The 19608-nt window shown below is 60.1% G+C and carries 15 protein-coding genes and 1 pseudogene; 10 read left to right on the plus strand and 6 right to left on the minus strand.

Annotation, left to right across the window (positions count from 1 at the left end):
• Window positions 1-102: 102 nt before the first annotated feature.
• On the minus strand, window positions 103-2022 hold the full coding sequence (locus tag BLU75_RS14400) for an ATP-binding cassette domain-containing protein (RefSeq protein ID WP_084381601.1): 1920 nt from the start codon (window positions 2020-2022) through the stop codon (window positions 103-105).
• Between the two features lie 213 nt (window positions 2023-2235).
• Between BLU75_RS14400 and BLU75_RS14405 the strand changes: the two genes are divergently transcribed.
• The gene (locus BLU75_RS14405) at window positions 2236-4164 is read left to right on the plus strand and encodes a transglycosylase SLT domain-containing protein (RefSeq protein WP_084381602.1); all 1929 of its coding nucleotides are present in this window, start codon (window positions 2236-2238) and stop codon (window positions 4162-4164) included.
• 71 nt (window positions 4165-4235) lie between these two features.
• Here the strand turns inward: BLU75_RS14405 and BLU75_RS14410 are convergent, their stop codons facing one another.
• Entirely contained in the window at window positions 4236-6002 is a 1767-nt protein-coding gene (locus tag BLU75_RS14410) for an ABC transporter transmembrane domain-containing protein (RefSeq protein WP_084381603.1), read from the minus strand.
• A gap of 253 nt (window positions 6003-6255) precedes the next feature.
• On the opposite strand from BLU75_RS14410, the gene BLU75_RS27490 reads away from it, so the two are divergent.
• Window positions 6256-6429: a PA1571 family protein gene (locus BLU75_RS27490; protein ID WP_165447458.1), complete on the plus strand. Its 174-nt coding sequence runs from the start codon at window positions 6256-6258 to the stop codon at window positions 6427-6429.
• A 198-nt stretch (window positions 6430-6627) separates the two neighbouring features.
• On the opposite strand, the gene pdxB is transcribed toward BLU75_RS27490, so the two are convergent.
• Window positions 6628-7770: a 4-phosphoerythronate dehydrogenase PdxB gene (pdxB, locus tag BLU75_RS14415; protein WP_084381604.1), complete on the minus strand. Its 1143-nt coding sequence runs from the start codon at window positions 7768-7770 to the stop codon at window positions 6628-6630.
• Between the two features lie 141 nt (window positions 7771-7911).
• On the opposite strand from pdxB, the gene BLU75_RS14420 reads away from it, so the two are divergent.
• Entirely contained in the window at window positions 7912-9294 is a 1383-nt protein-coding gene (locus tag BLU75_RS14420; RefSeq protein ID WP_084381605.1) for an MATE family efflux transporter, read from the plus strand.
• On the opposite strand, the gene tusA is transcribed toward BLU75_RS14420, so the two are convergent.
• Window positions 9291-9542: a sulfurtransferase TusA gene (gene tusA, locus BLU75_RS14425; protein ID WP_084381606.1), complete on the minus strand. Its 252-nt coding sequence runs from the start codon at window positions 9540-9542 to the stop codon at window positions 9291-9293. The two genes, BLU75_RS14420 and tusA, sit on opposite strands and share 4 nt — an antisense overlap.
• Window positions 9543-9569: 27 nt before the next feature.
• On the minus strand, window positions 9570-10643 hold the full coding sequence (rlmM, locus tag BLU75_RS14430; RefSeq protein ID WP_084381607.1) for a 23S rRNA (cytidine(2498)-2'-O)-methyltransferase RlmM: 1074 nt from the start codon (window positions 10641-10643) through the stop codon (window positions 9570-9572).
• A 191-nt stretch (window positions 10644-10834) separates the two neighbouring features.
• On the opposite strand from rlmM, the gene acnA reads away from it, so the two are divergent.
• From acnA to BLU75_RS14440, 3 genes and pseudogenes are all read left to right on the plus strand, one after another.
• Complete coding sequence (gene acnA / locus BLU75_RS14435; protein ID WP_084381608.1) at window positions 10835-13576, plus strand: aconitate hydratase AcnA; 2742 nt, start codon at window positions 10835-10837, stop codon at window positions 13574-13576.
• A 71-nt stretch (window positions 13577-13647) separates the two neighbouring features.
• A pseudogene (locus BLU75_RS27285) lies at window positions 13648-13731 on the plus strand (CPBP family intramembrane glutamate endopeptidase); the annotation flags it as partial.
• 140 nt (window positions 13732-13871) lie between these two features.
• Window positions 13872-15437 carry a methyl-accepting chemotaxis protein gene (locus BLU75_RS14440; RefSeq protein WP_084381609.1) on the plus strand — a complete coding sequence of 522 codons (1566 nt, stop codon included), beginning with the start codon at window positions 13872-13874 and terminating at the stop codon, window positions 15435-15437.
• 83 nt (window positions 15438-15520) lie between these two features.
• Here the strand turns inward: BLU75_RS14440 and BLU75_RS14445 are convergent, their stop codons facing one another.
• The gene (locus BLU75_RS14445; protein ID WP_084381610.1) at window positions 15521-16213 is read right to left on the minus strand and encodes an alpha/beta family hydrolase; all 693 of its coding nucleotides are present in this window, start codon (window positions 16211-16213) and stop codon (window positions 15521-15523) included.
• A gap of 79 nt (window positions 16214-16292) precedes the next feature.
• Between BLU75_RS14445 and ccoN the strand changes: the two genes are divergently transcribed.
• The 4 genes from ccoN to ccoP are packed head-to-tail and all read left to right on the plus strand — an operon-like array spanning window position 16293 to window position 19499.
• Window positions 16293-17717, plus strand: a complete 1425-nt coding sequence (gene ccoN, locus BLU75_RS14450) for a cytochrome-c oxidase, cbb3-type subunit I (protein ID WP_084381611.1) — start codon at window positions 16293-16295, stop codon at window positions 17715-17717.
• Window positions 17718-17727: 10 nt separating this feature from the next.
• On the plus strand, window positions 17728-18336 hold the full coding sequence (gene ccoO / locus BLU75_RS14455) for a cytochrome-c oxidase, cbb3-type subunit II (RefSeq protein ID WP_084381612.1): 609 nt from the start codon (window positions 17728-17730) through the stop codon (window positions 18334-18336).
• A 3-nt stretch (window positions 18337-18339) separates the two neighbouring features.
• Window positions 18340-18555 (plus strand): cbb3-type cytochrome oxidase subunit 3, encoded by a 216-nt coding sequence (locus tag BLU75_RS14460; RefSeq protein WP_084381613.1) that lies wholly within the window; start codon window positions 18340-18342, stop codon window positions 18553-18555.
• Window positions 18552-19499, plus strand: coding sequence for a cytochrome-c oxidase, cbb3-type subunit III (ccoP, locus tag BLU75_RS14465; RefSeq protein WP_084381614.1), 948 nt, complete (start codon window positions 18552-18554; stop codon window positions 19497-19499). Before BLU75_RS14460 ends, ccoP begins: the two co-directional genes overlap by 4 nt.
• Window positions 19500-19608 lie beyond the last annotated feature (109 nt).

The raw sequence follows: 19608 nt of genomic DNA on the forward strand, positions 1-19608 counted from the left end.
GGGAGCGAGCACGCCCGCTCCCACATTTCTCAACCGAATTTCATGTAAAAAACCCGGCGCCCATAGGAATGAGCGCCGGGTTTTTTATCAGCCCTGGATCACTCAGGCATCCAGCTCGGCCCAACGCTCAACCAGCGCATCCAGCTCTTTGTTCAACTGTTCAAGAGACGCAATGACCTTCGCGGTTTCCGCTGCAGGACGCAGATAGAAACCCGCGTCAGCCATTTCAGCCTCAACTGCGGCGATCTGTTTTTCCTTGGCGTCGATATCGCCCGGCAAGGCTTCCAGTTCACGTTGCAGCTTGTAGCTGAGCTTCTTCTTGACCGCCGGCGCGGCGTCCTGGGCAGGCGCCGCTGCGGCCACCGGAGTGACCACCGCAGAGTTCAGGTCAGCCTTGCCGGACTTGCTCTCGGTCACGCCCAACAGGCGCGGCGAACCGCCCTGACGCAACCAGTCCTGATAACCACCGACGTACTCGCGAACCTTGCCTTCACCTTCGAACACCAGGGTGCTGGTGACCACGTTGTCAAGGAATGCCCGGTCGTGACTGACCATCAGCACGGTGCCATTAAAGGTCAGCAAAACCTCTTCCAGCAGCTCGAGGGTTTCCACATCCAGGTCGTTGGTCGGTTCGTCGAGCACCAACAGGTTGGCTGGCTTGCTGAACAACTTGGCCAGCAACAGGCGCGCACGCTCACCACCAGACAATGCCTTGACCGGCGTACGGGCACGCTGCGGGCTGAACAGGAAGTCACCGAGATAGCTCAGTACGTGGCGGCTCTGGCCGTCGATGTCGATAAAGTCGCGACCTTCGGCGACGTTGTCGATCACGGTCTTTTCCAGGTCCAACTGGTGGCGCAACTGGTCGAAGTAGGCCACGTCGATGCGCGTGCCCTCTTCCACCGTGCCGCTGGTCGGCTGCAGACCGCTGAGCATCAACTTGAGCAAGGTAGTCTTGCCGGTACCGTTGGCGCCCAACAGGCCGATACGATCGCCGCGCTGCAGGACCATGGAGAAGTCCTTGATCAGGAATGGACCCTCCGGGTGATGGAAGCTGACGTTTTCCAGCACCATCACTTGCTTGCCCGACTTGTCGGCGGTATCAAGCTGAATGTTGGCCTTGCCGGTGCGCTCGCGACGTTCGCTGCGCTCGACACGCAGGGCTTTCAAAGCACGCACGCGACCTTCGTTGCGGGTGCGGCGAGCCTTGATGCCCTGGCGAATCCAGACTTCTTCCTGGGCCAGTTTCTTGTCGAACAACGCGTTCGCGGTTTCTTCGGCGGCCAGGGCCGCTTCTTTGTGCACCAGGAAGCTGGCGTAGTCGCCGTTCCAGTCGATCAGACCGCCGCGATCCAGTTCGAGGATGCGCGTGGCCAGGTTTTGCAGGAAGGAACGGTCGTGCGTGATAAACAACACGGCGCCCTGGAAGTCCTTGAGGGCTTCTTCCAGCCAGGCGATTGCACCGATATCCAGGTGGTTGGTCGGCTCGTCGAGCAGCAGCAGGTCCGGTTCGGAAACCAGGGCCTGGGCCAGCAGGACACGACGACGCCAGCCGCCGGACAGCTCTGCAAGGGTTTTGTCGGCCGGCAGTTGCAGGCGGCTCAACGTGCTGTCGACCAATTGCTGCAAGCGCCAGCCGTCACGGGCTTCGAGGTCTTGCTGGACATGCATCAGCTTGTCCAGGTCGGCGTCGGTAACGATGTTCTGGCTCAGGTGATGGTATTCGGCGAGCAACGCGCCAACACCATCCAGGCCTTCGGCGACCACGTCGAACACAGTCCGTCCGTCGGCCACTGGCAGTTCTTGCGGCAATTCGCCGATCTTGAGGCCTGGGGCACGCCAAACGGAGCCTTCATCAGGCTTCTGATCGCCCTTCACCAGCTTCATCATGCTGGATTTGCCAGTGCCGTTACGGCCGATGATGCACACCCGCTCACCACGGGCGATCTGCCAGGACACCTTGTCCAACAACGGCATAGCGCCGAAAGCAAGGGACACATCGCTGAATTTGAGCAGGGTCATGAGCTTCTCCAAAAACCGGGCGCGCATTCTACCTGAGTTGGGGGGTTAAGCGGCCGGCATTTTCATCCTTGACACGTTCTGAAGGACATTTCCCGATAACTTGGACGAAGCATTCGGCAAAGCTTTCAACGGCCGCCGGCAAAAGGCTAAGCTAGGGGCAATCAGTGTCGACCCGCGTCGGCACTAGTCCTGATTTCTTTGCACGGACGTCTCATGCGCAGTCGCCTTTTCAGTTTCTTATCTTGCCTGCTTCTTTCTACCACCGCCGTTCAAAGCGCCCAGGCCGTGGATTTGACCACTCAACGCCAATATTACGATCAAGCCAAGCGCGCGCTGGCCAAAGGCGACAGCGGGCCCTACATGCAATACAGCCGAGCCCTGGCCGATTATCCGCTGACACCGTATCTGGCGTACGACGAGCTCACCGCCCGCCTGAAGACCGCCAGTAATCAGGAAATCGAACAGTTCCTGGGCAAGCATGGCGATCTGCCCCAGGCCAACTGGATGAAACTGCGCTGGTTGCGCTGGCTGGCCGAACGTGGCGAATGGCAGACGTTTGAAAAGTATTACGACGCCAAGCTTAACTTCACGGAACTGGACTGCCTCCACGGTCAATACCAACTGAGCCACAACCTCAAGGCCGAGGGTTACGCCAGCGCCGAAAAACTGTGGTTGAGCGGCAAATCCCAGCCGGCGGCCTGTGATGCGCTGTTCGCACAGTGGTCCGCCGATGGCCAACTGACCGAACAGAAACGCTGGAAGCGCACTAAATTGGCCGCCGAAGCCCGTAACTACGGCCTGGCCAACAGCCTGGTGAAAACCCTGACCACCCTCGCGCCCCAAGGTCGCCTGATGGTCGATGTCGCGCAAAAGCCTGCCTTGCTGAACGACCCGTCACGCTTCCTGCCAGCCAGCGAAGCCATGTCCGACGCAGTCGGCCTGGGCCTTCGTCGCCTGGCTCGCCAGGATCCCGAAAAGGCCATGGCGCTGCTGGACGGTTACGCCGCCAGCATGCACTTCTCCCGTGACGAAAAAGTCTCGATTGCCCGAGAGATCGGCCTGACTCTGGCGCGCCGCTTCGACCCTCGCGCCCTCGACGTAATGACCAAGTACGACCCGGAACTGCGTGACAACACAGTCTCCGAATGGCGCCTGCGCCTGCTGTTGCGCCTGGCCCGCCGGGAGGATGCTTACCAACTGACCCGCAAGCTGCCCGAGGACCTGGCCACCACCAGCCGCTGGCGCTACTGGCAGGCCCGCGCGCTGGAACTGGCCGAACCCAAGAACCCTCAGCCCCTGGTGCTGTACAAAGACCTGGCACGGGAGCGGGACTTCTATGGTTTCCTCGCGGCGGATCGCTCCCAGGCGCCGTACCAACTGAACAATCGACCTTTGGTGTTGAGCCAGGCGCTGCTCAATAAAGTACGTAACACCCCCGGCGTGCGGCGCGCCCTGGAGTTCTACGCCCGCGGCCAGATTGTCGATGGCCGTCGCGAGTGGTATCACGTCACCCGCCACTTCAACCGTGACGAAATGGTCGCCCAGGCCAAACTTGCCTATGACATGAAATGGTATTTCCCGGCGATCCGCACTATCAGCCAGGCAAAGTACTGGGACGACCTGGATATCCGCTTCCCCATGGCCCACCGCGCCACACTGGTGCGCGAGGCCAAGGTACGTGGCCTGCATTCGAGCTGGGTGTTCGCCATTACTCGCCAGGAAAGCGCCTTCATGGACGACGCCCGCTCTGGCGTTGGCGCCACCGGTCTGATGCAACTGATGCCCGCCACCGCCAAGGAAACCGCGCGCAAGTTCAGCATTCCCCTGGCATCACCGCGACAAGTGCTGGATCCGGACAAGAACATTCAGCTCGGCACAGCGTACCTGAGCCAGGTCCACAGCCAGTTCAATGGCAACCGTGTGCTCGCCTCCGCCGCCTACAACGCCGGCCCAGGGCGCGTGCGCCAGTGGCTGCGCGGCGCCGACCACTTGAGCTTCGACGTCTGGGTAGAGAGCATTCCTTTCGACGAAACACGCCAGTACGTGCAGAACGTGCTGTCCTATTCGGTGATCTACGGTCAGAAGCTCAACTCGCCGCAACCCTTGGTGGATTGGCATGAACGCTACTTCGATGATCAGTAAAAAAAACCGCTAAAAGTTCCAGGCTTGAGGCTGCAAGTGAAATGCCCGCATTGTCAGATGCGGGCATTTTTTTAGGTTTGGTCATGCCCATCGCTAAATTGCAGCGCCGCCAGTCGCGCATACAACGGATTGCTCGCGATCAATTGCTGGTGCGTACCTACCGCCACTAATTTGCCTTGATCCATCACCGCGATTCGATCGGCGTTTTTCACCGTCGCCAGACGATGGGCAATCACCAGCGTGGTCCGCCCATGCATCAATTGCGGCAACGCCTGCTGGATCAAGTGCTCACTCTGGGCATCGAGCGCGCTAGTGGCCTCATCCAGCAACAGAATCGGTGCGTCCACCAACAACGCCCGGGCGATAGCCAAGCGTTGCCTTTGACCGCCGGAGAGGCCGATGCCGCCGTCGCCCAGATGCGTCTGATAACCATCAGGCATTTGCAGGATAAAGTCGTGAGCATGCGCAATACGCGCCGCCGCCTCGACCAGGGCAAAAGTGGCCGACGGGTTGCCATACCGGATGTTGTCTTCGACACTGCCGAAAAACAACGCCGGGCTCTGGGACACAAGCGCAAAGCAGCGACGCACATCCAACGGGTCCAACTCGGTCAGCGACTGGCCTTCCAGCAGGACGCGTCCTTGTTGCGGATCGTAGAAGCGCAGCAGCAGGTCGAAAATCGTTGATTTGCCAGCGCCTGACGGCCCGACCAACGCCAGGGTTTCACCGGGCTCAATGGTCAAGTCAAGGCCATCGATGGCATAGCGATCGGGACGCGACGGATATGAAAATCGTAGGTCTTGCAGCTCCAGTCGACCACTGACCCGCTCGGGCAACTTGACCAGAGCGTTGTCCGGCGCCTGGATTTCATTACTCGACTGCAGCAGTTCGGCAATCCGCTCCGCCGCGCCGGCCGCCCGTTGCAGTTCACCAATCACTTCGCTCAAGGTGCCAAAGGCGCTGCCGACGATCAGGCTGTAGAACACGAAGGCCGCCAGTTCGCCCCCGGAAATACGCCCGGCAATCACGTCCATGCCGCCCACCCAGAGCATTACACCCACGGCACCCAGCACCAGCATGATGACCAGGGTAATCAGCCAGGCGCGCTGGACGATACGTTTGCGCGCGGTGGCAAAGGCCTCTTCCACGGTCAGCGCGAACCGCTGCTCATCCTGCGCCTGATGGTTGTAAGCCTGCACGGTCTTGATCTGGCCGAGGGTTTCGGACACATAGCTGCCGACATCGGCGATACGGTCCTGGCTCTGACGCGACAAGCTGCGCACGCGCCTGCCAAAGATAAGGATCGGCGCCAGCACCAGCGGCAGCGCCACCACGACGATGCTGGTGAGCTTGGGATTGGTGATAAACAGCAGCACTACACCACCGATCACCATCAACGCATTGCGCAGAAACAACGACAGTGAAGAGCCAATCACCGATTGCAGCAACGTGGTGTCCGCGGTCAACCGCGACTGAATCTCGGAACTGCGGTTGTTTTCGTAGAAGCCCGGATGCAGGTAAATCAGGTGATTGAATACCTGCCGGCGAATGTCCGCGACACAGCGCTCGCCAATCCATGACACTAGGTAAAAGCGGCTGAAGGTACCTACCGCCAAGCCCAGCACCAGCACCATGAACAGACCTATGGACTGATTGAGCAGGTGCGGCGATTGGGTCATGAAGCCTTGGTCCACCAGCAAACGAATGCCTTGCCCCATGGACAAAGTAATCCCGGCGGTAACGATCAGTGCCAGCAGGGCGCCCAGCGCCTGCCAGCGATAAGGGGCGATAAAGCGGCTGGCCAGGCGAATGGCGCGACGTTGACGGGCAGAAAGCATGGATGACACCACCTGAGGGATACAGCCTCAAGCCTACACTGCAAATAGATGGAACTTGGGTAAATCACAATGAGTCAGGTTAATTATGCCCCGTATGACTGAGCGCTAGAAACTATCGTTCTAAAGCGAAGGTGGAAATCCCGAGTGGTTTCTGCTGGACTGGGCACTTGATCCGCTGATCTTGTAAGGAGTTGTCATAGCTCGGTCATGCGGTGGAATTAAAGTGGGAACACAACCTGATGAGGAGACAGGCATGTCCTTGCAAACCAGCAGCACTGAAAAAGTTGAAGTCATCCGCCAACCGCAACAATTGCCTTGCTCGTATATCGATGCCCAGGGCCGCGAAGTGCAGATCACTGAAGAAATGATCCAGAGCGCGTGTGCTGAACTGGACAAAAAACTGGTCACGCCTGCCCGCCAAGGCTGACACACCCCAATTCGATTGAAACCGGCCTGCGGGCCTAATGTCGATCAGTTAAGCGAATGAGACATCCTGTAGGAGCGAGCTTGCTCGCGAAAAACGTCAACGATAACGCGTGCATTCTGGATAAACGCGGCGCCTTTGAGTTCTTCGCGAGCAAGCTCGCTCCTACAAAAAGCCAAGGCCGGCTTTTTTGACCTTTTTCTACGCGTGCTGCGCGCCCAACGCCGCTACGATCCTCGACAAATCCTTCGACTCACCGTTGATCCGCACTTTCAAACCATCAATCTCTCTGCGCAACGGATAATGCTTGCGTAGCAGGTCGAACGCCTGGCGCTGCTCGTCCACACTTCCCACCAGGCTGCGCCGAAAATCCGCATCATCACGCCGCGGATCGTAGACACTGCGGCACAGCATGGCCAGCGCCCAGGCCGGATCCGTGTTGGCGTCCAGGCTGACCTCGGCAAGCCACGGCGGCGGCAACAACTCGCTCAGTTGAACGCTGGGCGCCTGCCCTAGATGCTCGCAAAACGCCTGATAGATTTGCGCGGTGCCGCGCTGCTTGCCATCCAGGCTGTAACCGGCAATGTGCGGCGTCGCCAGTACGCACAAGTCGGCCAACGCGGCGTCCACTTCGGGCTCACCCTCCCAGACATCCAGCACCGCCTGCAAGTCTTCACGCTCCAGCAGCACTTCCTTGAGCGCAGCGTTATCCACGACCGCACCACGGCTGGCGTTGATCAGCCAGGTACCCGGTTTGAGCTGATTCAAGCGCTGACGATCAAACAGATGCCAAGTCGAATCATCGCCGGACTTTTTCAGCGGCGTGTGCACACTGATGACATCGCACTGCTCGACAATCTGCTCCAGGCTGACGTAATCGGCGTCTTCGGCAAGCTGTCGCGGCGGATCGCACACCAGCACATTCCAGCCCAGGCCCTTGAGCACCTTGACCAGTCGGCCACCCACTTCACCCGCGCCCACCACGCCATACGTGCGCTGGTTCAGGTCCGCGCCTTCGATTTCGGCCAGGGTCAGCAGGCTGCCCAGCACATAGTCGACCACGCCACGGGCATTGCAACCCGGCGCACTGGACCAGCGGATAGCGGCTTTTTGCAAGTAATCGAGGTCCAGGTGATCAGTGCCGATGGTGCACGTACCGACAAAACGCACTGGCGTACCTTCAAGCAGTTGCCGATTGACGTTGGTCACCGAACGCACCAGCAGCACATCCGCCTGCTCAAGAGTAGCGCGGTCGATGGCTCGGCCAGGCACCCGGCGAACTTCGCCAAAGCCCTCAAAAAAAGCATCGAGCAGCGGAATATTTTCGTCGGCAACAATCAGCATGGCAGGCTCCTTTAGCGGATCAGCAGTGTACAGGCACCACTCGCTGAAGCGTTTACAAATCAGCAACACAGGTTTTTTCCTGACTGACACGTCAAGGCGTAGAATGCGCCGTCCTGCGTTCCCCTTATCGGACACCTGCACGTGAACACTGCCACCCACGCCCTCTCCCGTCCCGCCCGCGTCCGCCTGGAAGTCCGCAGTTTGCTGACCCTGGCCTTGCCGATCATGATCGGGCAACTGGCAACCACCGCGATGGGCTTTGTCGATGCGGTAATGGCCGGGCGGGTCAGCGCGCGGGACCTGGCGGCGGTCGCCCTGGGCAACTCGATCTGGATTCCGGTGTATCTGTTGATGACCGGCACGTTGCTCGCGACCACGCCTAAAGTCGCCCAGCGCTTCGGCGCCGGTGCCCACAAGGAGATCGGCCCGCTGGTGCGTCAGTCGATGTGGCTGGGATTGCTGGTCGGGGTCATCGCCTTATTGTTGTTGATCAGCGCCGAACCGATCCTGCATGCGATGAACGTCGATCCCGAATTGATCGCCCCCTGCATGGGCTATCTGCACGGGATCGCCTCGGGCATGCCCGCCGTTGCGCTGTATTACGTGTTGCGTTGTTTCAGTGATGGGCTGGGGCGCACGCGGCCGAGCATGGTCCTCGGTCTGTGCGGGCTGGCACTGAACATCCCGCTGAACTACATATTCATCTATGGTCATTTTGGCGTGCCGGCCATGGGCGGCGTCGGCTGCGGCTGGGCCACGGCGATCGTGATGTGGGTGATGATGCTCGGTTTGGCCGGCTGGACCCGTTGGGCACCGGTGTATCAGGCCAGCGAGTTGTTCACGCGTTTCGACTGGCCGCAATGGAAGGTAATCAAACGCATATTGAATATTGGCCTGCCGATCGGCATCGCGATCTTTGCCGAATCGAGCATCTTTGCGGTGATTGCCCTGCTGATCGGCAGCCTCGGCGCCACAGTGGTGGCGGGACACCAGATTGCGCTGAACTTCAGCTCGTTGGTGTTCATGATTCCTTACTCCCTGAGCATGGCCGTGACCGTTCGGGTCGGCCAGGCCCTGGGCCGCAGCGACCCCCGCGAGGCACGCTTTGCCGCGGGCGTGGGAATGGGCACCGCGCTGGCTTATGCCTGCGTGTCCTGCAGCTTGATGCTGGTGTTCCGCGAACAGATTGCCAGCATCTACACCTCGGACCCGTTAGCGATCCAGGTGGCGGCGATGCTGATTGTGTTTGCCGCACTGTTCCAGTTTTCCGATGCGATCCAGGTCACGGCCGCCGGCGCCTTGCGGGGTTATCAAGACACGCGGGTGACCATGGTCCTGACCCTGTTCGCCTATTGGGGCGTGGGCCTGCCGGTGGGCTATGCATTGGGGCTGACCGATTGGTTGGGCCAGGCCAACGGCCCGAGCGGCTTGTGGCAAGGGCTGATCGTTGGCTTGAGTTGCGCGGCGGCCATGTTGCTGGTGCGCCTGGCACGCAGTGCGCGCAGGCGGATTCACGCGGTTTAATCGGACTTCTTGCGAATCCAGTACAGATAGGTCCCCGCCTGCTCTTGCTGGTTCACCAGTTCATGGTCGAGGAACACACAAAACTTGGGAATGTCGCGACGGGTCGACGGATCGGTCGCGATCACCTTGAGCAGGCCGCCAGGGGCCAGGTCGCGGATGTGCTGGTGCAGCATCATCACGGGCTCCGGGCAATTCAGGCCGGTGGCGTCGAGGGTGCCGTCAACGACGGGGTCAAAAATCTCGCTCATCATTCACTCCTGAAACTGGCCACACGTTCAACGGGCCTTGGTTTTCTTTACGTCCAATCGACGCAAATGGCAGGTCACTTCCTCACGGTCGTGGTACAGCTGCTTGCAACCGATTTCCACACGAATGCCACGCGTCTTGAAGCCTTCCTGGATCCGCTCCAGCAAGCGTTTTACCTCGGCGTAACGCTGTTTCATCGGCAACTTGAGGTTAACCACCGCTTCGCGGCAATGACCCTCGCCGATCCAGGTTTCCAGCAGCGCCGCATTACGCGCGGGCTTTTCGACGATGTCGCAGACCATCCAGTCCACCGGCTGTTTGGGTGTGAAGACAAAACCATCGGCCATCAAGTGCTGCACCAGACCGGTGTCCATCAGGCTTTCGGCCATCGGTCCGTTGTCGATGGCCGTGACCAGCATGCCGCGATTGACCAATTGCCAGGTCCAGCCACCCGGTGCGGCCCCCAGATCGACACCGGTCATGTCGCCGTGCAGGCGATCTTCCCACTGATCGCGCGGGATGAAGTGGTGCCAGGCCTCTTCCAGCTTCAAGGTCGAACGGCTCGGCGCCTCGCGAGGAAACTTCAGGCGCGGAATACCCATTGGCCACATTGCCGAGTTATTTGACTCGGCCAGCCCCATGAACACTTCACGGCCGCTCTTGAAGGTCAACAGCAGGCGCGGCTTGCTGGCATCCTCCACTAACCTGCCGGCGGCCAGCAGCGCCTTGCGCAGATGAACCTCGAACTTTTTGCAAAAGTTCGATAGCTCCTTGCCATCATTGGTATCGACCATCTCCAGCCACAGGCTGCCGCATACCGGGAAGCTGTGCAGGTGAGCGAGGATCACGCTGATGCGGTCAGTCTCCGGCAAGTCGATAAAGACCCCGCGCGCCCACTGCCGCGGGAAGATCAGCTCGGCAAAACGCTGGCCGTGCATCAAGCGCTGCGCGCCCTCTTCCTCGGTGCAGATAAATTCGGCGCAAGCGCTGCCGGTCTTGGCCTTGGCATAGCCCGAGACATTCAAGCGGGCAGCGTGCTCCGCTATCTCGGAACAGACTTCGCCTTCAAAGCCCGGGCGGCAGTGCATAAAAAGGGTGTTCATCGATTCTCCTGGATCACCGACCTTGCTCTGGCGCAAAGCCTGTCATGAAAACGCGCGCATGATAGCTGACTTCGGAACCTTGGTTATGTCCATAGAGTCCAGTTATTAGCCAGCTACCTAAAACAGCGCTAGTTTAGAAGTTCTGTTTGTCCCGTCAGGTCCGTAGCCGTGCGGACTAAAGGAGTCATGTAATGTCATCCCTTGATAGCCTGAGAACCCTGAAGACACTCGAAATAGACAACAAGACCTACCATTATTTCAGCCTGCCCGAAGCCGCCAAGAGCCTCGGCGATCTGGATAAGCTGCCGATGTCCCTGAAAGTGCTGCTGGAAAACCTGCTGCGCTGGGAGGACGAAAAAACCGTCACCGGTGCCGACCTCAAGGCGATTGCCGCCTGGCTCAAGGAGCGCCGTTCGGACCGCGAGATTCAGTACCGCCCGGCGCGGGTGCTGATGCAAGACTTCACCGGCGTGCCCGCGGTGGTCGACCTGGCCGCCATGCGCGCCGCCATGGCCAAGGCCGGAGGCGATCCCCAGCGCATCAACCCGCTGTCACCGGTCGACCTGGTGATTGACCACTCGGTGATGGTCGACAAATTTGGCAACGCCGACGCTTTCGAACAGAACGTCGACATCGAAATGCAGCGCAACGGCGAACGCTACGCTTTCTTGCGTTGGGGCCAAAGCGCCTTCGACAACTTCAGCGTGGTGCCGCCCGGCACCGGCATCTGCCACCAGGTAAACCTGGAATACCTCGGTCGTACGGTATGGACCAAGGATGAAGACGGCCGCACTTACGCCTTCCCCGACACGCTGGTCGGCACCGATTCCCACACCACCATGATCAATGGCCTTGGCGTACTGGGCTGGGGCGTGGGCGGGATTGAAGCCGAAGCCGCGATGCTCGGCCAACCAGTGTCGATGCTGATCCCCGAAGTCATTGGGTTCAAGCTCACCGGCAAACTCAGGGAAGGCATCACCGCCACCGACCTGGTGCTGACCGTGACGCAAATGCTGCGTAAAAAAGGCGTGGTGGGCAAGTTCGTCGAATTTTACGGTGATGGCCTTGCCGATCTGCCGCTGGCCGACCGCGCCACCATCGCCAACATGGCACCGGAGTACGGCGCCACCTGTGGTTTCTTCCCGGTGGACGAGGTGACGCTGGACTACCTGCGCCTGTCAGGCCGCCCCGTTGAAACCATCAAATTGGTGGAGAGCTATACCAAAGCCCAGGGCTTGTGGCGCAACGCTGGCCAGGAGCCGGTGTTCACGGACAGCCTGGCCTTGGACATGGGTACCGTCGAAGCCAGCCTCGCCGGACCGAAGCGCCCTCAGGATCGCGTATCGCTGCCAAATGTCGGCCAGGCCTTCAGCGACTTCCTCGACTTGCAGTTCAAGCCCGCCACCAAAGAAGAAGGCCGCCTGGAAAGCGAAGGCGGCGGCGGCGTCGCAGTAGGCAACGCGGATATGGTGGGCGAAGCGGACTATGACTTTGAAGGTCAGACGTATCGCCTGAAAAATGGCGCGGTGGTGATCGCCGCGATCACCTCTTGCACCAACACCTCCAACCCGAGCGTGATGATGGCGGCGGGCCTGGTCGCGAAAAAAGCCGTGGAGAAAGGCCTGACCCGCAAACCGTGGGTAAAGACCTCCCTGGCACCTGGCTCCAAAGTCGTCACCGATTACTACAAGGCCGCCGGCCTGACCCACTATTTGGATCAGTTGGGTTTCGACCTGGTGGGTTACGGCTGCACCACCTGTATCGGCAACTCCGGCCCATTGCCGGAACCTATCGAGAAAGCTATCCAGAAAGCCGACCTCGCCGTCGCGTCCGTGCTGTCGGGTAACCGTAACTTCGAAGGCCGCGTCCATCCGCTGGTGAAAACCAACTGGCTGGCCTCGCCGCCTCTCGTCGTGGCATACGCCCTGGCAGGGACCGTGCGTATCGACATCAGCAGTGAGCCGCTGGGCGAAGGCAAGGATGGCAAGCCGGTTTACCTGCGCGACATCTGGCCCAGCAGCCAGGAAATCGCCGACGCCGTGGCCCAAGTCAGCACTGGCATGTTCCACAAGGAATACGCCGAAGTGTTTGCCGGCGACGAACAATGGCAGGCCATCGAAGTCCCGCAAGCCGCGACTTACGTGTGGCAGGACGATTCCACCTATATCCAGCATCCGCCGTTCTTCGATGATATTGCCGGGCCCTTGCCGGTAATCAAGGATGTTCAGGGCGCCAATGTCCTGGCCTTGCTTGGCGATTCGGTGACCACCGACCACATTTCCCCTGCCGGCAACATCAAGATTGACAGCCCGGCCGGTCGTTACCTGCGCGAACAGGGTGTCGAACCTCGGGACTTCAACTCCTACGGTTCACGCCGCGGCAACCATGAAGTGATGATGCGCGGCACCTTCGCCAATATCCGCATCCGCAATGAAATGCTGGGCGGCGAAGAAGGCGGCAACACGCTGTATATCCCTACCGGGGAAAAAATGCCGATTTATGATGCCGCAATGCAATACCAGGCCTCCGGCACGCCACTGGTGGTCATCGCCGGCCAGGAATACGGCACCGGGTCGAGCCGCGACTGGGCCGCCAAGGGCACCAATCTGCTGGGGGTCAAGGCGGTGATTGCCGAGAGTTTTGAACGGATTCACCGTTCCAACCTGGTAGGCATGGGCGTGCTGCCGCTGCAGTTCAAGCTGGATCAGAACCGCAAGAGCTTGAAGCTGACAGGCAAGGAAAAGATCGACATCCTCGGCCTGACCGGTGCGACGCTTGGCCCTCGAATGAACCTGACGCTGGTGATAACCCGCGAAGATGGCAATCGCGAGCAGGTCGAGGTGCTGTGCCGGATCGATACGTTGAATGAGGTGGAGTACTTCAAGGCCGGGGGGATCTTGCACTACGTGCTGCGCCAACTGATCGAGGCATAAGGCACCACGCCTGACAAGACACCGCCTTCGGGCGGTGTTTTCATGTGGGCTGCCGTGTGCGGTGGCTTAGCGGTTTGGTCGCGGCTATTGCCACTCATTTTGGCTTGAATTTGCTGCATTTCGGATTATTCACCTATCCGCTGCTGGCGGGCTGAAAGCCTGATCACACAACGATTGCGACATACGCCAGCAGCGGCTGAGGGATGCGCGAAGCCGCGCTAATTATTGCAAAAACAAGTTAAATAAAAGGCGCGGCTGGTCGACAACCTATCAAAGCCTTGCGGATTGAACAGTCATGCGTAATAACCAGCCCGTTACCCAGCGCGAACGTACCTTCCCCGCTCAGCAACGGTTGATCTCCACCACTGACGCCAAAGGCGTGATCACTTACTGCAACGATGCGTTTGTAGAGATCAGTGGGTTTTCCCGGGAAGAAATAATCCGTGCCCCGCACAACCTGGTGCGTCACCCGGACGTGCCGACGGCGGTGTTCGCACACATGTGGGTGACGCTCAAACAAGGCTTGCCTTGGATGGGTATCGTTAAAAACCGCTGCAAGTCCGGCGACCACTACTGGGTCAATGCCTACATGACACCGGTCTTCGAGGGCCAACAGGTGGTCGGCTATGAATCGGTGCGGGTCAAACCCACGGCCGAGCAGATCCGTCGGGCCGAAGCGCTGTATCTGCGCATCAACCAAGGCAAGTCGGCCATTCCACGCAGCGACAAATGGCTGCCGGTACTGCAGGACTGGCTACCCTTTATTCTGGTCAGCCAACTGAGTTTCCTGATCGGCATCTGGCTCAATTCCCAATGGGGTTTCGCCCTGGCCGCTGCCCTCTCGGTGCCGCTGGGATTGCTCGGCCTGAGCTGGCAACAGCGCGGTCTGAAGCGTTTGTTGCGCCTGGCCGAGCAAACCACCTCGGACCCGCTGATCGCGCAGATGTACACCGACAGCCGTGGTGCACAAGCACGACTGGAGATGTCGATCCTAAGCCAGGAAGCGCGCTTGAAAACCTGTCTGACACGTTTGCAGGACACCGCCGAGCACCTCAACGACCAGGCGCGGCAGTCCAATACCCTGGCGCATAACAGTTCCACCGGTCTGGAACGCCAGCGGGTGGAAACCGAGCAGGTGGCCACGGCGATCAATCAGATGGCCGCGACCACCCAGGAAGTCGCCAGCCATGTGCAGCGCACGGCCGATGCCACCCAGGAAGCCAATCGCCTGACCGGTCGCGGTCGCGATATCGCCGGGGAAACCCGCGAAGCCATTCAGCGCTTGTCAGTAGTGGTCGGGGAAACCGGTGCAACGGTGACTCAACTGGCCAAGGACAGTGACGAAATCGGCGGCGTGGTGGATGTGATCAAAGGCATCGCCGACCAGACCAACCTGCTGGCCCTGAACGCCGCCATCGAAGCGGCCCGTGCCGGTGAGATGGGCCGTGGTTTTGCGGTGGTCGCCGACGAAGTGCGGCAACTGGCCCAACGCACCAGCGAATCCACCGGGCAGATTCACGCGCTGATCGCCAAGCTGCAACAGACCGCCAGCACCGCCGTACAAACCATGGACGCCGGGCATCGTCAGGCAGAAGAAGGCGTGGCCCGTGTCATGGAGGCGGATCAGGCGCTGGTGGGCATCAGCGAAGCCGTAGCGCATATCACCGACATGACCACCCAGATCGCCGCCGCGACCGAAGAACAAAGCTCGGTGGCTGAAGAGATCAGCCGCAACATCAGCACCATCGCACTGCTGGCGGATCAGACCTCGGAACAGGCCTTGAACTCGGCGCAGTTGAGTGAAGAGCTGACCCACACGGCGAATACGCAGTACTCCCTGGTGGAACGTTTTAACCGATAGATCGCTATCGCAGGCAAGCCAGCGCCTACACTTGAATTGCGAATACATTCAAATGTAGGCGCTGGCTTGCCTGCGATGCGGCCCTAACAGGCGCCGAGGAATCCCGCCACTCGCACTGCCGCAGCCTCCAGATGCTGTGCATGACTGAACCCCGAGGCCTTCAACGGCTTCAAATCATGATCCCCCGCCACCAGCCAGAGCATTTCGATGCTCGGCGACAGTGCGTACCCCGCGACCGCCGCTCGATTCCCCAGCGCATCCCGTTCGCCCTGAACAATCAACGTCGGCGTCTTCAGCCCGGCCAGATGCTCGACCCGCGGCTTTTCCGGCTTGCCCACCGCATAGAACGGGTAGCCCAGGCACACAAGCCCATCAGCCGCCAGCTCATCGGCCAATAAACTGGCCATCCGCCCGCCCATGGACTTGCCACCGACGGCAAGTCGCCCCGTGACATGGCGTCGCACCTGGGCATATACCTCACGCCAACACTCCAGCAGTTTAGGTGCCGGGTTTGGCGGTCGCTTGCCACCGTCCAGACGCCGCTGGGCCATGTAGGGAAACTCGAAGCGCAATACGTTGACCCCATGCCCGGCAAGGCGTGCAGCCATGTCATTCATAAAACCTGAGTCCATCGGCGCACCGGCGCCGTGGGCCAGAATCAGCGTCGCGCCGTGGCCCGGCGCTGCGCCCGAGGCCACATCCCACAGCCAGCCGCGCTCACGCACACACTGCGCCCATTGATCCCCGTCAATACTGGCCTTGTGCTCTTTGCCCATGCTTGCCTCGCTTTTTAGTCTGCCTATAACTCCAGCCCAAGTGCCGCATCGACTTGGGTTGAACCGTGGATGGGGAACCATGAACACTACTTTAAGTACCGCCTATAACTACAAGGTGGTCCGCCAATTCGCCATTATGACGGTGGTGTGGGGCATCGTCGGCATGGGCCTCGGGGTTTTTCTCGCGGCCCAGTTGGTATGGCCCGAACTCAACTTCAACTTGCCTTGGACCAGTTTCGGTCGGTTGCGCCCGCTGCACACCAACGCGGTGATCTTCGCCTTTGGTGGTTGCGCGCTGTTCGCCAGCTCTTTCTATTCGGTACAGCGCACCTGCCAGACACAACTGTTCGCGCCGAAAATCGCCGCGTTCTGCTTCTGGGGCTGGCAGTTGGTCATTGTCCTGGCTGCGATCTCCTTGCCGCTGGGCTACACCAGCTCCAAGGAATACGCCGAACTGGAATGGCCCATCGATATTCTGATCACCATTGTCTGGGTGGCCTACGCCATCGTGTTCTTTGGCACCGTGGCCAAGCGCAACACCAAACACATCTACGTCGGTAACTGGTTCTTTGGCGGCTTCATCCTCACCGTGGCAATCCTGCATATCGTCAACAACCTGGAAATTCCGGTCAGCCTGACCAAGTCCTACTCGCTGTACGGCGGTGCGACAGATGCCATGGTGCAATGGTGGTATGGCCACAACGCGGTAGGTTTCTTCCTGACCGCCGGCTTCCTGGGGATGATGTACTACTTCGTGCCAAAACAGGCCGAGCGTCCGGTGTATTCCTATCGTTTGTCCATCGTGCACTTCTGGGCGCTGATTACCCTGTATATCTGGGCCGGCCCTCACCACCTGCACTACACCGCGCTGCCGGATTGGGCGCAATCGCTGGGCATGGTGATGTCGCTGGTGCTGCTGGCCCCGAGCTGGGGCGGCATGATCAACGGCATGATGACCCTCTCAGGCGCCTGGCATAAGTTGCGCAGCGACCCGATCCTGCGCTTCCTTGTGGTCTCTCTGGCGTTCTACGGCATGTCGACCTTCGAAGGTCCGATGATGGCGATCAAGACCGTCAACTCGCTGTCCCACTACACCGACTGGACCATCGGCCATGTACACGCCGGCGCCCTCGGCTGGGTAGCGATGATTTCCATCGGCGCGCTGTACCACATGATCCCGAAAGTCTTCGGTCGCGAGCAGATGTACAGCCTCGGCCTGATCAACGCGCACTTCTGGCTGGCCACCATCGGCACCGTGCTCTACATCGCCTCGATGTGGGTCAACGGCATTGCCCAGGGCCTGATGTGGCGTGCGGTCAACGAAGACGGCACCTTGACCTACTCCTTCGTCGAAACCCTGGTGGCCAGCCACCCAGGCTTTATCGTGCGGTTGGTGGGTGGCGCGATCTTCCTCAGCGGCATGTTCCTGATGGCTTACAACACTTGGCGCACCGTGCGTTCGGCGCAACCCGCCGAAATCACCGCTGCGGCGCAGATGGCCTGAGGAGTCAGTGATGAAACACGAAACCATTGAAAAAAACGTCGGCCTGCTGATGCTGCTGATGGTGCTCGCCGTGAGCATCGGTGGCTTGACGCAGATCGTGCCGCTGTTCTTCCAGGACGTCACCAACAAGCCGGTGGAAGGCATGAAGCCTTACACCGCGCTGCAACTGGAAGGTCGCGACATTTACATCCGCGAAGGCTGCGTACAGTGCCACTCGCAAATGATCCGGCCGTTCCGCGCCGAGACCGAACGCTACGGTCACTACTCGGTCGCCGGGGAAAGCGTGTGGGATCACCCGTTCCTGTGGGGCTCCAAACGTACCGGGCCGGACCTGGCGCGCGTCGGCGCTCGCTACTCGGACGACTGGCATCGCGCGCACCTGTACAACCCGCGCAACGTAGTGCCGGAATCGAAGATGCCGGCCTATCCATGGCTGGTCACCGCCCAAGTCGACAGCAGCCACACCGAAACCAAGCTCAAGGTCATGCGGACCCTCGGCGTGCCGTACACCGACGCCGACATCAGTGGCGCAGTGGACAGCCTCAAGGGCAAGACCGAAATGGACGCGTTGGTCGCCTATCTGCAAGTGCTCGGCACTGCGATCAAGAGCAAGAGGTGAACCATGGGACTTGAACTGGATATCGGAATGATCCGCGGCCTCGGCACACTGGTGGTGGTGCTTGCCTTCATCGGCCTGTCCCTGTGGGTGTTCAACGCCAAGCGCAACCCGGAGTTCGCCGAAGCCTGCCTGCTGCCATTTGCCGATGAACCGTCACCGGACATCGCCACCCCATCCGACGCTCAAGAAGAGCCTGTAACAAGGAGCATCCGGCCATGACTACCTTTTGGAGTACATGGATCTGTGTACTGACCCTCGGCAGCCTGATCGGCCTGACCTGGTTGCTTTTCGGCACCCGCCGGGGCGAGACCAAGGGCAGCGCCGACCAGACCATGGGCCACGCTTTCGACGGGATCGAGGAATACGATAATCCCCTGCCCCAATGGTGGTTCCTGTTGTTCGTCGGCACGCTGGTGTTTGCCGTCGGCTACTTGATCCTGTATCCGGGCCTGGGTAACTGGAAAGGCCTATTGCCAGGCTATGAAGACGGTTGGACTCAAACCAAGGAATGGGACAAGGAAATGGCCAGGGCTGACGCCAAGTTCGGGCCTATCTTCGCCAAATTTTCAGCCATGCCCGTAGAAGAAGTGGCTAAAGACCCGCAAGCCTTGAAAATGGGCGGCCGTCTGTTTGCCTCCAACTGTTCGGTGTGCCACGGCTCGGATGCCAAGGGCGCCTACGGCTTTCCGAATCTGGCGGACAGCAACTGGCGCTGGGGCGGTTCGGCCGAAGCGATCAAGCAGAGCATCATGAACGGTCGCCATGCCGCAATGCCGGCCTGGGGTGAAGTGCTGGGTGAAGAGGGCGTCAAGAACGTCGCCGCTTATGTGCGTCACGACCTGGCCAAGTTACCGCTGCCAGCTGACAGCCAGGTCGACCTGGCGGCCGGGCAGCAAGCGTTCGCCACCACATGTGTTGCGTGCCACGGTCCTGAAGGTCATGGTGTCGAAGCCATGGGCGCGCCGAACCTGACGCAGCCTGCCGGTTTTATCTACGGCACCAGCCTGGCGCAGTTGCAACAAACCATCCGCCACGGGCGCCAGGGCCAGATGCCGGCCCAGCAGGCGCTGCAAGGCAATGACAAGGTTCACCTGCTGGCGGCCTACGTCTACAGTCTGTCCCACAACGCTGATGGCGCAACGCCTGAAAGCCCCGGGCAATAAGCGTTGACTGCCGCTCCGATCCGGGGCGGCAACTGGTTTTTCTGTAGGAGCGAGGGGTAAGCCTCGCGAAAACCTCAAAGGTACCGCGCTCATTCAGGATTGGCGCATT

Source organism: Pseudomonas mucidolens (genome assembly GCF_900106045.1).
In the GTDB taxonomy this organism is placed as follows: Bacteria; Pseudomonadota; Gammaproteobacteria; order Pseudomonadales; family Pseudomonadaceae; genus Aquipseudomonas; species Aquipseudomonas mucidolens.

Coding starts and splice junctions, on each gene's coding strand:
- BLU75_RS14400 (WP_084381601.1), bottom strand. CDS start 2,022: ATGACCCTGCTCAAATTCAGCGATGTGTCCCTTGCTTTCGGCGCTATG.
- pdxB (WP_084381604.1), bottom strand. CDS start 7,770: ATGCTGATTGTTGCCGACGAAAATATTCCGCTGCTCGATGCTTTTTTT.
- rlmM (WP_084381607.1), bottom strand. CDS start 10,643: ATGAACACCCTTTTTATGCACTGCCGCCCGGGCTTTGAAGGCGAAGTC.
- BLU75_RS14440 (WP_084381609.1), top strand. CDS start 13,872: ATGCGTAATAACCAGCCCGTTACCCAGCGCGAACGTACCTTCCCCGCT.
- ccoO (WP_084381612.1), top strand. CDS start 17,728: ATGAAACACGAAACCATTGAAAAAAACGTCGGCCTGCTGATGCTGCTG.
- BLU75_RS14405 (WP_084381602.1), top strand. CDS start 2,236: ATGCGCAGTCGCCTTTTCAGTTTCTTATCTTGCCTGCTTCTTTCTACC.
- tusA (WP_084381606.1), bottom strand. CDS start 9,542: ATGAGCGAGATTTTTGACCCCGTCGTTGACGGCACCCTCGACGCCACC.
- ccoN (WP_084381611.1), top strand. CDS start 16,293: ATGAACACTACTTTAAGTACCGCCTATAACTACAAGGTGGTCCGCCAA.
- acnA (WP_084381608.1), top strand. CDS start 10,835: ATGTCATCCCTTGATAGCCTGAGAACCCTGAAGACACTCGAAATAGAC.
- BLU75_RS14460 (WP_084381613.1), top strand. CDS start 18,340: ATGGGACTTGAACTGGATATCGGAATGATCCGCGGCCTCGGCACACTG.
- BLU75_RS14410 (WP_084381603.1), bottom strand. CDS start 6,002: ATGCTTTCTGCCCGTCAACGTCGCGCCATTCGCCTGGCCAGCCGCTTT.
- ccoP (WP_084381614.1), top strand. CDS start 18,552: ATGACTACCTTTTGGAGTACATGGATCTGTGTACTGACCCTCGGCAGC.
- BLU75_RS14445 (WP_084381610.1), bottom strand. CDS start 16,213: ATGGGCAAAGAGCACAAGGCCAGTATTGACGGGGATCAATGGGCGCAG.
- BLU75_RS27490 (WP_165447458.1), top strand. CDS start 6,256: ATGTCCTTGCAAACCAGCAGCACTGAAAAAGTTGAAGTCATCCGCCAA.